The organism is Polyangium sp. 15x6 (assembly GCF_029960785.1).
Classification (GTDB): Bacteria; Myxococcota_A; Polyangia; order Polyangiales; family Polyangiaceae; genus Polyangium.
The window spans coordinates 14,779-28,446 of the sequence record NZ_JASBQE010000134.1; the positions used below are offsets into that span (position 1 = coordinate 14,779).

7 protein-coding genes are annotated in these 13,668 nt (G+C 70.5%); 3 read left to right on the forward strand and 4 right to left on the reverse strand.

Annotated elements, in window-relative coordinates:
* Window positions 1–24: 24 nt before the first annotated feature.
* The gene (locus tag QHF83_RS47970) at window positions 25–1,122 is read right to left on the reverse strand and encodes a tetratricopeptide repeat protein (RefSeq protein WP_282424865.1); all 1,098 of its coding nucleotides are present in this window, start codon (window positions 1,120–1,122) and stop codon (window positions 25–27) included.
* A gap of 66 nt (window positions 1,123–1,188) precedes the next feature.
* Entirely contained in the window at window positions 1,189–2,004 is an 816-nt protein-coding gene (locus tag QHF83_RS47975) for an STAS domain-containing protein (protein ID WP_282424866.1), read from the reverse strand.
* Window positions 2,005–2,200: 196 nt separating this feature from the next.
* Between QHF83_RS47975 and QHF83_RS47980 the strand changes: the two genes are divergently transcribed.
* Window positions 2,201–4,159: a serine/threonine-protein kinase gene (locus QHF83_RS47980; RefSeq protein WP_282424867.1), complete on the forward strand. Its 1,959-nt coding sequence runs from the start codon at window positions 2,201–2,203 to the stop codon at window positions 4,157–4,159.
* A 534-nt stretch (window positions 4,160–4,693) separates the two neighbouring features.
* A complete protein-coding gene (locus QHF83_RS47985) occupies window positions 4,694–6,148 on the forward strand; it encodes an FAD-binding oxidoreductase (RefSeq protein ID WP_282424868.1) in 1,455 nt (484 codons plus the stop codon).
* Window positions 6,149–6,155: 7 nt separating this feature from the next.
* Here QHF83_RS47985 and QHF83_RS47990 read toward each other — a convergent pair whose 3' ends face one another.
* A complete protein-coding gene (locus QHF83_RS47990) occupies window positions 6,156–8,861 on the reverse strand; it encodes a hypothetical protein (protein WP_282424869.1) in 2,706 nt (901 codons plus the stop codon).
* 353 nt (window positions 8,862–9,214) lie between these two features.
* Here QHF83_RS47990 and QHF83_RS47995 point away from each other — a divergent pair, with 353 nt between their 5' ends.
* The gene (locus QHF83_RS47995) at window positions 9,215–11,968 is read left to right on the forward strand and encodes a tetratricopeptide repeat protein (RefSeq protein WP_282424870.1); all 2,754 of its coding nucleotides are present in this window, start codon (window positions 9,215–9,217) and stop codon (window positions 11,966–11,968) included.
* Window positions 11,969–11,987: 19 nt separating this feature from the next.
* Here the strand turns inward: QHF83_RS47995 and QHF83_RS48000 are convergent.
* Window positions 11,988–13,668, reverse strand: a 1,681-nt coding sequence (locus QHF83_RS48000) for a tetratricopeptide repeat protein (RefSeq protein ID WP_282424871.1), incomplete at its 5' end; no start/stop codon positions are given.

Below are 13,668 nucleotides of genomic sequence, written 5' to 3' on the forward strand. Positions count from 1 at the left end.
ACGCGTCAAGGGGCGAACGCGCGCTCAGAGCTGCCCGAGCTCCGGGAACTCGCGCCGCAAGTCCTGCTCGAGCGCGCCCGAAGGCGCGAGCTTGCGAACACGATCGAAGGCCCCGCGCCCATCCTCCCGCCTCCCGGCCGCGAGGTAGACCCGGACGAGCCACGCCGCGATGACCGCATTGTCGGGCAGCGCGAGCCCCGCGCGCTCGAGCCGCTTCGCCGCGGCGCCATAATCGCCGGCCTGATACAAGCTGAGCCCCGACGCGAGCAAGAGCAGCGGATCGCCTTCTTCGAGCGCCTCGGCCCGGCCCACGAGCGCGAGCGCCTCGTCCTGCTTGCCCGCCGCGCGCGCCGCGCGGATCGCGTTCGTGTAGAGCGGCTCGTACCGCGGAAATTGCTCGATCCCGCGCCGCAGCACGCTGAGCGCCTCCTCGTACCGCCCGGCGCGGTTCAACAGGACGCCGAGATTGTTGTGGATCTCCGCCACGTTTGGCCGGCGCGAGAGCCAGAACCGCATCGACGCCTCCGCCTCGTCGAGCCGCCCGGCCTGCATCGCGTCGACCGCGAGGTTGTTCTGGTAGAGCGCGAGGGCCGTGCCGTCGTCGATGGCGTTGTAGAGAGAAAGCGTCCAATCGGGCGCTTCCTTGGCGAAATCCATCACGACCGCCATCGGCCCGCTGCCGTAGCCGACGGCCACGTGCGACGAGAGGAAAAACGAGCCGTTTTTCTCGTAATGCCCCTCCACCTTCCGCACGTACACGAAATACACCGGCACGTCGAGGTGCCGCGCGAGCGCCGCGAAGAGGTGCGTATACGAGACACAATCGCCCTGCCGGGCCCGGAACCCCGCGCGCGCCGTGAGCGATTGGCTCGGCGCATACCGGAACGCGAGATCGTCCCGCAGGTACCGCGAGAGCCGCCGCAGCCGCTCCTCCGGCGTGCCCAGGCGCCCCACCACCCGCTCGACGTCCGCCATCATCTCCGCGTCGATCGACAGCGGATCCTCGACGGCGAACCCCTCGGCGCGCGCGTCGCGGACGAGCTCCGCCACCGTCACCGCCGGCCCCTTCGGCGGGCGCGCCGCGGGCTTGCAACCCGCGGCCCCGAGGAGCAGCGCTCCCACGAGGAAAAACCGTCGCCCCCACGCCCCGCGCACCGCCGCTCTTCCCTCCGCGCGTCCTCGCCCTCGTCAACGCCCTTGGGACCGCCCGAGCAGACCCAGCGCCCAGTGTAACCCATCTTCGAGCCGCGCGAGCGTCACGAGCGCGCCGAGATCGACCCCGCCCTCCACCATCGTCCGCGCCAGGTTCGGCCGCACCCCCACGAGCGCCGGCGTGGCCCCGAGCAGCCGCGCCGCGGACGCCGCCCGCACGAGGTGCGGCGCGACCACCTCGTCGACGACCGGCAGCCCCGTCACGTCGAGCAGCACCACCTTCGCCCCGTGCTCGGCGACCGCCGCGAGCAAGACCTCCATGACGCGCTCGGCCCGCGCGCCGTCGATCCGGCCGACGAGCGGCAGGAGGAGCACGCCGCGCGCGAGCGGCAGCACACGCGCGGAGAGCTCGAAGATCTCCTCGGCCTGCGCCTGCGTGATCGCCTCGCGCGCCTCGAGGAACGCGTCCGCGAGCGCGGCCGCGCCGGCATAACTGAAGCGGCTCCGCGCCATCTCCCAGAAGAGGCGCGCCTCGGGGTCGTCATGAAATCGCTCGGCGAAGCGCTCCGTGACCACCTGGAAGCCCATCTCGAACCCGCGGAGCATGTCCGAGATCTTCGCTCCCTGCGCGCTCCGCTGCGCCCCGATGGCGCCGAGGAGCGCGGCCACGGTCTCGGGCGCGCCGGCCTCGAGATCGTTCAAGACGGCCTCGAACACGCGGGTGACCGAGGCGCGTAGCAGCTCGTGCGAAAAGCGACGGTAAAAAAGGTTCCCCTCCGCGAGGGCGCGATCACACCCTTCCGCCACGTACGCGTCGAGCCCCTCCCGGAATGCGTCGATGACCCGCTGCATGCACGACCTCGCGTGCCACAGTGGTAACAGGATCTCCCTTCCCGAAAATGCCTTTCCACGCCTCGGCGCGTCGCGGGGCGTATCCAGCACCGGCGAGCCGCCTCACGGCGCCGGACGACCCGACCGAGGGGACGAAATCGAGGGGCGCGCCGCCCGGCGCTTGACCGCTTTTGCGGTTTCAGCTTGCTTTGAATCCATGAAGCGCCCTCGGACCTCCGAGCCCGATCTCTTCGACGACTCCGTGGAGCCGGCGAAGGCCGCGGAGGAAGAGGGGCGCACCTCGATCCCGCCGCCCGCGCGGATCTTCTCCGTGCCGCCGCCCGTCGATGCCGCCGAAGGCGAGACCTTCGGCATCGAGCCGCTCGATCGTTACGTGGAGAAACGAAAGCTCGGGCGCGGCGCGATGGGCGAGGTCGCGCTCTGCAAAGACACGCGCATCGGACGCGACGTGGCGCGCAAGGTGATCCTGCCGATCTACCAGTCCGATCCGCAGGTCCGGGCGCGTTTCCTGCGCGAAGCGCGGGTGCAAGGCCAGCTCGAGCACCCCTCGATCGTCCCGGTCTACGACCTCGGCGTCGACATCGAGGGTTCGACTTACTTCACGATGAAATGCCTGCGGGGCCTGACGCTCGCGCAGATCGTGAAGGGCCTGCGCAAGAAAGACCCGGCGATCGTCGAGGCTTACAGCCGCCCAAAGCTGCTCCGCGCGTTCTCCGCCGCCTGCCTCGCCGTGGATTTCGCCCATTCCCGCGGCGTGCTCCACCGCGACCTCAAACCGTCGAACGTGATGCTCGGCGATTTCGGCGAGGTGTACGTCCTCGACTGGGGCCTCGCGAAGCTGCGCAAGGACACGCCCGAGATCGCGCTTTCGCTCGATGACTCCTCGGACGACGTGAAGACGGCCGCCGGCAAGATCCTCGGCACGTTCGGGTACATGTCGCCCGAGCAGGCGATGGGCAAGGTGAGCGTGCTCGACGCGCGCAGCGACGTCTACTCGCTCGGCGCGATCCTCTTCGAGATCCTGACGCTCGAGCCTTTGCACATGAAGGACACCTGGAACGCGATGATGCTCGCGACGCTCCAGGGCGCCGACGCGCGCGCCTCGGCCCGCGCCCCGACGATCGACCTTCCCCCGGAGCTCGACGCCATCTGCATCAAAGCCACGGCGCTCGAGCCGGACGCCCGCTACGCCTCGGCCCGCGACCTGCACGACGTGATCGAGCGGTTCCTCGCGGGCGACACGGACGTCTCGGTGCGCCGCGACATGTCGAGCCGCCACGCCCGCATCGCCGAGGCCGCCGCCCGCCGCGCGGAGCGCCCCGGCCCGGAGGCCGCGGAGGCCCGGCGCGAGGCGATGCAGGAGGTCGGCCGCGCCCTCGCGCTCGACCCGACGAACCGCGAGGCGCTGCGCCTCCTCGCCCGGATCATCACCACGCCCTCGAACGACATCTTGCCCGAGGCGCGGGCCGAGGTGCGGGCGCGGGGCTTCGGCCGGCTGCGGCTCGCGCTGCGGGACGGGGTGCGCTTCGACGTGGCGAGCCTGATGCTCTTGATTCCGCTCGCCATCTGGATGGGCGTGCGGAGCACGGCGCACGTGCTCGCGATCGTGGGCCTTTCGGCGATCTCGGCGGCGCTGAAGCTCCTCGCGGCGCAGTCCGAGGAGGTGCGCCGGCTCTACGTCTTCGGCTACGGCGCGTTTCTGTTCAACATCCTCGCGCTCGGCTTCGTGGCGCGCGGGTTCGGCCCGCTGTTCTTCGTGCCGATGGTGCTGCTCATCTTCACGTTCTCGTTCTCGATGACGCACTCGGGCCGGTTCCGCGCGGCGGTCATCGTGACGGGCGTCTGCGGGATGCTCGTGCCGCTCGGCCTCGAGCTCCTCGGGGTGATCCCGCGCTCGTACGCGTTCGAGAACGGGCACATGGTGGTCCTGCCGCAAGGCGTATCGCTGCCCGAGGTGCCGACGCTGGTGTCGCTGACGATCGGGAGCGTGTTCCTGATCGTGGCCCCGAGCGTGATCATGGGCCGGGTGCAGCTCTCGCTGCGGGAAGCCGAGATGCGATCGGCGATGCAGGCGTGGCACCTGCGCCAGCTCCTGCCGGAGGAGGCGCGATCGGCGACGCCGCCCCCTCCGGCGGTGTCGAAGCTCGGGGGCTGACGCGAACCGAGGGGGACCGGCCGGCGGCGCTGTCAAGAGGAAGACCGATGCGTGGGGCCCAGAGGGTCCCATGGACGTTGGAATCTTGCGCGCAGGTGGGCCTCGGAGGGGCCTGCCTGCGCAAGACCGCGCGTGCAGGCGGCCCTCTGGGCCGTCGTCGCGGGCGAGGTCGGTCATGCACGCGGCATCGAGGGGGCTCGCGCGCGCGAGGGCGGACGCGTTCGCGGGGCCTTGGGCGTCTCGGAAGCCACGAGCCGCAGACGAACGCAGGGCGCCGCGGGGCGGAACGACGACCGGGGAACGCCGCGCACGGGGCGGCTTTGGCCTCGATGTCGGGCGAGCGCGCCCGGAGCGGGGGCGATCAGGGGCTCCTGCATGACCGGGGGCGGTCAGGCGATGGGCCCTTGGGGGTGCTCGGGCCGGTGAAGGCTCCCGAAGGAAGGGCCCCCGGTGGGTTTTGTCGGGCGGCGCGACCGGAGCCGAGGGCCGAGGCTTGACCCGAAGCAGACGAGCCCAAGGGGATCGAGCGGGGGCATGGGCGCACGACGAACGAAGAAGGAGGCGGCTCGGCGCGGAATCCGGGTTTCCGCCGGAGATCCTCGTTATCCCGCCCTGGTGCGGGGGTTCAATCTCCGCTGGGTGGGCCATCCGCGCCACGTGACCGTGTGCCGTGATGCCCTTCAAGTCCTCCGGGCCGTGCAAGACGCGCTCGACGATGACCTTCGGATCACGGTGCGCAGCGGCGGGCATTGTTACGAGGACTTCGCCGTCGGCAATGACGGCGGCGTCATCATCGACCTTTCCTCGATGACGGGCGTCCACCACGAGGAGGCGACGGGCCTGTATTGCGTGGAAGCCGGCGCCACGTTGTGGGACGTGTATCTACGGCTCTACAAGGAGCATGGCGTCACCCTTCCCGGCGGCTCGTGTTATTCGATCGGCGTCGGCGGGCACGTCCTCGGCGCGGGATACGGGTTCCTCTCGCGCCGGGATGGCGTGACGGTGGATTACCTTCATGCCGTCGAGCTCGTTCATGTCACGAGCGCCCGGAAGGCGGAGGTGATCACCCTCCGCCGCGATTCTCCGGATCCGGTGGAGCGTGAGCTCTTCTGGGGACATCTCGGCGGCGGCGGGGGGAATTTCGGGATCGTGACCCGGTTCTGGTTCAAGGATCCCCCTCGGGCCCCGAGCGAGGCCCACCGCGTCAGCCTCGGGTGGGACTGGAGAGACCTCACGCGGCGCGATCTCGCGCGCCTCGTGCGGGTGTTCGGGTCTTTCATGGAAAGGAACAGCGGCGTCGACAGCCCGTACAAGGGAATGCTGGCGAGCTTGGGCTTGACCCATAACAGCGCGCCGCAAGTCACGATGAACGCGCATTATGTCGGCGATCAGCCCGAGCTCCTCGCCGAGTTCGCGGCGCTCCTCGATCAGGCGATGCCGCGGCGCGGGGCTTCCCGGCGAACGATCGAGATCCGACGGATGCCCTGGCTCTTCGCGGTGCAGAACGCGAACGACTCCGGGCCGAACCGGTGCGCGAAGCACAAGTCCGCGTACATGAAAAAACCCTTCCCGGACGGGCAACTCGACGTCCTGTGGGATTTCCTCACGACGCCTCGGTATCGCAATCGAACGGCGTCCCTCGCCGTCAACGCGTACGGCTGTCAGGTGAACGCCGTCGATGAGGCGGCCACGGCGTATCCCCATCGGTCGTCGATCATGAAGCTCCAGTATCACACGTACTGGGAGGATCCGGCGGAAGAGCAGGTGCACCTCCGCTGGATCCGCGAATTCTACCAGGCGATGTACGGAGAGCGGGGGCCGTACCCGGACGAGACCTTCGACGGCTGCTTCGTCAATTACCCCGACGTGGACCTCCGGGACTGGCAAACCCTCTACTACAAGGGCAACTACCCGAGGCTCCAGGAGGTCAAGCGGCAGCTCGATCCGCTCGATGTCTTTCACCACAAGCAATCGATCGAGCTGCCGTAGCCGCCGGTCAGTGAATGGGCGTCGGAAGGTGCCGGGTCGTGACGGTGCCGTCCCCGAGCTGTCCGTATTCGTTGAAGCCCCACCCGAGGACTCGGCCGTCGGCCGTCTCCGCGAAGGTGTAGTTGTGCCCCATGCGCACGATACCCGGGAGGCCGCCCGCGGGGAGGCCCTGGACCGCCGTCGGCCCCGGCCTGTCGGTGGTGGTCCCGTCTCCGAGCGCGCCCCAGCCGTTGTGCCCCCAGCAGAGCGTCTTCTTCGTCTGCGTCAGGGCGCAGGTGTGTTGCGCGCCCGCCGCAATGGCGACGACGCCCGCGCTGAGGCCGGCCACGGGCATATACGTCAAGAACTGGCCCCCGGCCGTCCCGACGCCGACCTGCCCATTGCCGTTGTACCCCCAGCAGTTGACGGCGCCCGCATTGGTGAGGGCGCAGGTGTGGTACCCGCCCGCCGTGAGGGCGGCGACGCCGCTCAATCCGAGGACGTCGACGGGGGTGTAACGGGTGATCGCGCTGTTGTCACCGACCTCGCCGTGGCTGTTGTCTCCCCAGCACTTCAATGTACCCGCGGCGGTGAGGGCGCAGGCGTGCATGCCCGTGCTATCCAGCCAGCCGGTCGCCCGGCTGACGGCGATTGCCGTGATGCCCGCGTTCAGACCCGTGACGATCCCGGGGACGATGCTGGTGGTGCTGCTCCCGTTCCCGAGCTGGCCATAGGCATTGTGCCCCCAGCACGCGACCGCTCCCGCGCTGGTCAGCGCGCACGTGAAATAGTACCCGGACTGGATGTCGACGACGTCGGTGAGGTCCTGGACGTCGACGGGGGTGAGGCTGCTCGTGTACGTGTTGTTCCCGAGCTCGCCGTTCCCATTGCTGCCCCAGCACTGCACCTTGCCATTGGTGAGCAGCGCGCAGGTGCTGAGCACCCCCACCGACACCTTCATCGCCGGCCCGCTCAGGCCGAGGACGGTGACCGGAGACGTGCGACTCGTCGCCGTGCCGTCGCCGAGCTGGCCATATTGGTTGTACCCCCAGCACATGACGGCGCCGCTCTCGGTGAGCCCGCAGGTGTGATGGGTGCCCGCCGAGATGTCCTTCAGGGTGAGGCACGTATTGCCGTTGTCGATCGTCGCGTATCCCGGCTGGCACGTGAATCCGCACGCGCCGAAGGTGCACGACGTGGCGCTGCCGTTGGGCGGCGGGTCGCAGCTCTGGCCGCACGCGCCGCAGTTGTTCGGGTCGTCGTCGACATGCGTGCAGAAGGCCGACGAGCCGACGCCGCACGTGTCGTAGCCCATCTGGCACGAGCTCCCGCACGTCCCATTCGAGCAGACCTCACCCGGCGCGCACGCATGCCCGCAGCTCCCGCAGTTCTCGGGATCGACCGACACGTCGATGCAAAGCGTCTTGGCGCCCACGGTGCACGAGGACGAGCCCTCCGCGCAGGTACTCGCGCAGAGGCCGCCCGAGCAGACGTCCCCCGGGGCGCACGAAAAGCCGCAGCTCCCGCAGTTCTCGGGGTCGTTCTGGAGGTTCGTGCATTGGCCGCCGCAGAGCGTGCCGTCGATGCCATTGCAGGCGGCGACGCAGGCGCCTTGCGAGCAGGCCTCGCCCACCGGGCACGCATGTCCACAGGCGCCGCAGTTCTGCGGGTCGCTCGGGAGCAGGGCGCAATACGCGTCGGCGCCGCTCCCGCAGGTGGTGTACCCTGCCCCGCAGGTGGCGCCGCACTGCTCCCCGGAGCAGACGAGCTCGCCCGCGCAGACGTTGCCACAGGAGCCGCAGTTCTGCTCGTCGGCGTCCGTGTCGACGCAGAGCCCATTGCAGCTCGTTTCGAAGAACCCGCTGCAATACGGAGCGCAGCTCCCGTTCGAGCAGAGCTGGCCCGCGGGGCAGACGACGCCGCAAGCGCCGCAGTTCTGCGGGTCGTCGTACACATTGGCGCAATGAGCGGTCGCTCCCGCTCCGCACGTGGCGTACTCGGGCGCGCAGGTCGCGGCGCACGCGCCTGCCGAGCAGACCTGGCCGGCGGGGCACGCATGGCCACAACCGCCGCAGTTGAGGTTGTCGGAGGCGGTGTCCACGCAGCTTTCGCCGCAGAGGGTGGACGTCTTGCCGGTGCAGGTCGCCCCGCATTGCCCGCCGGAGCAGACCTGGCCCGTGGGGCAAACGAAGCCACAACCGCCGCAGTTCTGAGCATCGGTGCCGAGCGTCGCGCAGTATTGATTGGCTCCGACGCTGCAAGTGGTCTGCCCCGGGCCGCAGCCGGCCGCCGCCGGCTGGCAAGTGCCGCCTTCGCAAGCGTCTCCCGCCGGGCAGGCATTGCCGCACGCGCCGCAGTTCGCCGGATCGATCGAGGTGTCCTTGCACGCATCCCCGCACTGCGTGGTTCCGCCGAGGCAGACGACGCCGCAGGCGCCCACCGAGCAGAGCTCGCCGGCCGGGCACGTGTTTCCGCACGCGCCGCAGTTCTTCGGGTCGAGCGCCGTGTCGACGCAGGTGCCGTCGCAGTCGGTCGTGCCGCTGCCACACACCGAGCCGGGCACTTCGCCGCCTGCTCCCCCCATTCCACCGCCCGAGCCGCCCGAGCCCACGGTCGTCGACGAGCCCCCGCCCGAGCCCGTCGTCGACGAATCGCTGTCACCGCACCCGAGCGCGGCGACCGCCGCGCTCAACAACACCACCGTCGTCACGCGACCACCAAAACCCAATATCATGACGTCTCCTTATCCTTCGGCAGAGCGGGGCCCGTCGTCCCAATCGTCCACGATTGTGCCGGCGACCCTTCGTAGACCGAAGCGCCCGCGCCGAGGCATAAGATGTCGATAATATCTCGATAAGATGGCCCCGCGATTCGACCCCGCGATGCGAGCGTGAAACGTTCCTCCACGGTCTTGCCACCGTCCCGCTGGAAGAACTGCGCATCGCGCAGTTCTTCCACCTTCGGTCCAGGCCGTGCCTGGTCCGGGTCGAGGGGCGGATAGCCCCCGCGGGGTCCGGGGCAGCGCCCCGGCGAGGCGCGCGTCGTCGACACCCCCCTTGTCGTCCCTTAAAGTCCCGGGCTACGATCGTGCGAAACGCGCCGCGCTCGTCCCCATCGCCGCGGACCAACGTCAAGGCTCGCTCGACGCGGTTCATTGGACGGGAGCCCGAGCTCTCCGCGCTCCATGCGCGGCTCTCCACCGAGGCCCTCGTGTCCGTGCTCGGCGCTCCGGGCATGGGCAAGACCCGGCTCGCCCACGAGTACGCCCTCAGACACGCCGACGCTTATCCGGGGGGCGCCTGGCTGTGTGACTTGACCTACGCGACTGGCGTCGATGGCGTCTGTGGGGCGATTGGCGCGACGCTGGAGGTCCCCCTCACGGCGGGGAGCAGCGCCGGCATGCTCGCGCAGCTTGCCGACGCCATGGCCGCGCGGGGCCGGATCCTCGTGATCCTCGACAACTTCGAGCACCTCGTCGCGCATGCCCAGGCGACGCTCCCGGTCCTCCGCGAGCGCGCGCCGGAGGCACGATTTCTCGTCACCTCGCGGACGCGAACCGACGTCGAGGGCGAGGCGATCCTCGATCTCGGCCCGCTGCCTCTCCCGCGGGGGAGCGCGGATGTCGCCGACTCCGAGGCGGTCCGCCTCTTCGTCGATCGCGCGGGGCTCGTCGTGCACGACTACGCCCTCACGACGGACGAGGCGCCCCGCGCCGCCGCGCTCGTCCGCGAGCTCGATGGCTTGCCGCTCGCGCTCGAGCTCGCCGCTGCGCGGATGCGCGTCTTCTCCACGGCCACGCTCCTCGAACATCTGCGCCGCCGCTTCGACGTGCTGGTGCGAGGCGCCTCGAGCGGCGGACCGCGGCATGGCTCGCTCCGGGACGCGATCGACGCTTCGTGGAGGGCGCTCGACCCCTGGGAGCAGGCCGTGCTCGCGCACTGCGCCGTCTTTCGCGGCAGCTTCGATCTCGACGCGGCCGAGCGGGTCATCGACCTCGGCGAGGGCGCCCCGTGCGTGGCCGACGTGCTCCAGTCGCTCCGCGATCGATCCCTGCTCGCGCGCGAGACCCCGCGCGAGGGCCCCGGCGACGCGCGCTTCACGCTCTACCTCAGCATCCGCGACTACGCTTGGGACCGACTGCGCGAGCGAGGCGCGGCCGACGCCGCCATCACGCGGCACGCGGCCTACTACGAAGAAGAGGCGTGCCTCTGGTCCGCGAAGGCCGACGGACCGGAGGGCGCCCTTGCCCGGCGCTGGCTCCTGGCCGAGAAGGAGAACTTGCTCGCGGTGCACCGCCGCGCGTTCGAGCGGATCGGGCCGGCGCGCGCCGAGGACGTGCGCACGGCGGCGCGTATCGCGCTCGCGCTCCAGCCGGCGCTCACGGTGCACGGCCCGCTCAGCTTGGCCGCGGCCCTGCACGACGCGGTCCTCGGCGCCTCGGACGCGGCCGGGCTCGACGCGGACCTCCGCGCGCGGGCGCTCGCCGCGCGCGCCGAGGTGCACCGGCTGATGGGAGATTATGCGCGCGCCATCGCGGATGCGGACGAAGTGCGCGCGCTCGAGGCCCAGACGCGAGACCACGACGCGCTCGTGCGAGCGCTCTTCACCAAGACGCTCGTCCACCTCTTCCAAGGTCGCCTGCTCGACGCGCATGCCGAGCTCGAGCGCGCGCGTGAGCTGATCCACCCCGACGATCGCCGACGAAACGGGCGCATCCTGACCGTGCTCGGCGTCATCCGGGTCTTCGAGGGAGCGCAGGACCAAGCGCGGGAGTCGTTCCTCGAGGCGCTGCCCCTCCACCGCGAGGCGGGCGACATCCATTTCGAGGGAATGGCGGAGGGCAACCTCTGCATCACGCAGATCCATTTCGGGCGCCTCGAGGAGGCGCGCGAGCACGGCGAGCGCGCGGTCGCCATCCACCGCGCCCTCGGCAACCGGCGGAACCTGGCCAATTGCTTCAGCAGCCTCGCCTCGATCGCCGACGAGCTCGGCCGCCCCGACGAGGCGGCGGCGTACTACGAGCAAGCGAGCCGCATCGCGGGCGAGATCGGAGATCGCTACACGCTCGGCGTGGTCCTCGGCCACCAAGGCAGCCATCTCTTCATGGCGCAGCGGCTCCGCGAGGCCCGGGAGAGCTGCAAGCGCGCGCTCGGCAGCCTGCGCGACCAGCACTCGATGGAGGTCGCGATCCACGCGTGGCTCGGCAGCGTCGAGGCGACGGCCGGGCGCGTCGCCGCCGCGCAGGAGGCGTTCGCCGAGGCGGAGCGGCCGAGCTGGGCGCGGGAGCGGCCCACGAACGCTGCGGTCATCCACTATCTACGCGGGCACCTCGACCTCGCCCTCGCCCGCGAAGCCGCGGCCGGCGGTGATCTCGCGGGCGCGGAAGAGCACGTCGCCTCCGCAGAGCGACGGCTCGCGGCGGCGCCCCTCGCCCCGCCGCGCCTCGAGGTGACGCGCGCGCGCCGCTCGCTCGAGCACGCGCTCCTCGCCCATGGTCGGGCCTCCGAGGACGCAGCGCTCCTCGTCCATCCCGAGGGCGAGTGGTTCCGCCTGCCCTCGGGGAGGCGCGTGGACTGCTCTCGCCGGCGCCTGCTCGGCCGCCTCCTCGTCGCCTTGACGGAGCAGCGCCTCGCGAGGCCCGGCGCGCCGATGTCCGTGAAGGATCTCATCGCTCGTGGATGGCCGAGCGAGCGCATCTTGTCCGGCGCGGCGGTCGCGCGCCTTCGGGTCGCGCTGAGCAGCTTGCGCAAGGAGGGGCTCGGCGCGCTCCTCTCGAGTCACCCCAAGGGCTACTTGCTGGATCCGAAGACCCCCGCGCGCTTCGCCGCGCAGGGCGAATGACGCGCGTCTTCGAGGCGCGTCACTCCTGCCCGATCGCGATCCCCAGCAACTGGCGCACCGAGAGGTAGCTCTCCGACACCGAGTACGCGAGCAGATCCTTGAGTTTGTCCGTGGGCAACGGATCGTCCGCGAGCGTCGGCTCCGCGGCGATGATCTTCTTCGCCACGCCGAGATCCCCGCACAGGATGAACCCGGCGCGCGTCGCCGTGAACTCGACCGCGCGGAAGTACCGGCCGATGTCCGCCTCTTCCCGCTCCGAGACGAACCTCCGCACGAGCACGCGCAGGCCGTCCTGCTCGCGCGGACCCATGAACGAGCGCAGCACCTTCGCCGTCGTCTCCGCGCGCGTGTCCACGTCGCGCGGCGTGTTCGCGTCGGGCATCACCATCTTCACGGCCGCGTGGAAGATGACCCGGAGCTCCTCCGCGCTCGGGAAGAGCTGCTTGATGTAGTGCTCGCCGCGGTACATCGCGAGGTGTTTGCCCGCGATGAACGCGAGCTCCTCCTGGGACAAACCGCCGAGCAACGTCTGCCCCACGACCGACGCGGGCGGCTCCGTCGGCACTGCGACGATGCCGCCCGGCACGTCGCTGCGCACGAAGAGCGCCGGGCACGTCACGCCGATGACGCGCGACGCCCAGCCCATCGTCCGGACGAACGGCACGCTCGATGTCGTCGGGTCTTGCCGCAGGAAGGGATCGAGCGCGAGCAGCTCCTTGCGTTGCCGCAGCGCCTCCACCTTCGCCTTCATGGCCGCGCGCGCCAGCATCTCGAAGATCTTCCCGACGAGCAGGCTCTGATCCTCGTGGAAGACGTGGCGCGCCCAGAGCTCGTTGTCGAAGCGGCTCTTCACCTGGATGCGGCCGTCGGGGCGGTAGTCCTGGAAGTAGGTCACCTGCTCCTCGTCCGCCTCGCGCAGGAACGCGAGCGCGGCCGCGGCGCACCAGGCCGGATCGTAGGCGCCTCGATCCACGCTGAGCCGGTAGATCGCCCGGTAGGCGTCCACGTACCCGGGATCGACGCGCAGGATGGCCTGGTACGAGGCGATCGCGTCGTCGATCTGCCCGATGTGCGCGCAGAGGGCGGCGAGCGTGAGGTGATCGGAGATGAGCTCCTCGCGCGAGGCGTTGCGCAGCGCCATGCGGAAGGCCTCGACGGCGGCGCCGGGGTTGTCGAAGAGGTCGCGATAGATCTCGGCAAGCTTGAACCACAGCCGGTGCTTGAGCGAGGTGTCCTCGGTGCCCGCGTGCCGGTGCAGCATCTTCCGGTAGGCGCGCTCGATCTTCTTCCAGTCGGCGCGGCCCTCGTGGATCGCCACGACCTGATCGAAGGCCTCGACGAGGCTCGGGTTCTTGTCGAGCGACTCGTCGAGCAGCTCGAGCGCGCGATCCGTCTGGTCGAGACGATCTTGGTGGACGAGCGCGAGCTGGTAGAGGTAGCGCGCTTTGCGCTCGGCCGTGGGCTCGGCGGCTTCGAGCTTGCGGAGCACGTCGCAGAGCTCGGTCCACTTGCCGTCGAGCTCGAGCTGCATCGCCAGCTCTTGCAAGCGCGCGCGCTCCTTCGGAGGCATCGGCGGCGCCCCGGCCTTGGGCGGAGGCTCGCGTCGCACGGGGACGGGCGGCGGCGCGGCGGGCTTGCGAGGCGGTGGCGCCTGCGGCGGCTTCGGCGGCGGCGCGGGCGCGGGCGCGGGCACGGGCTTC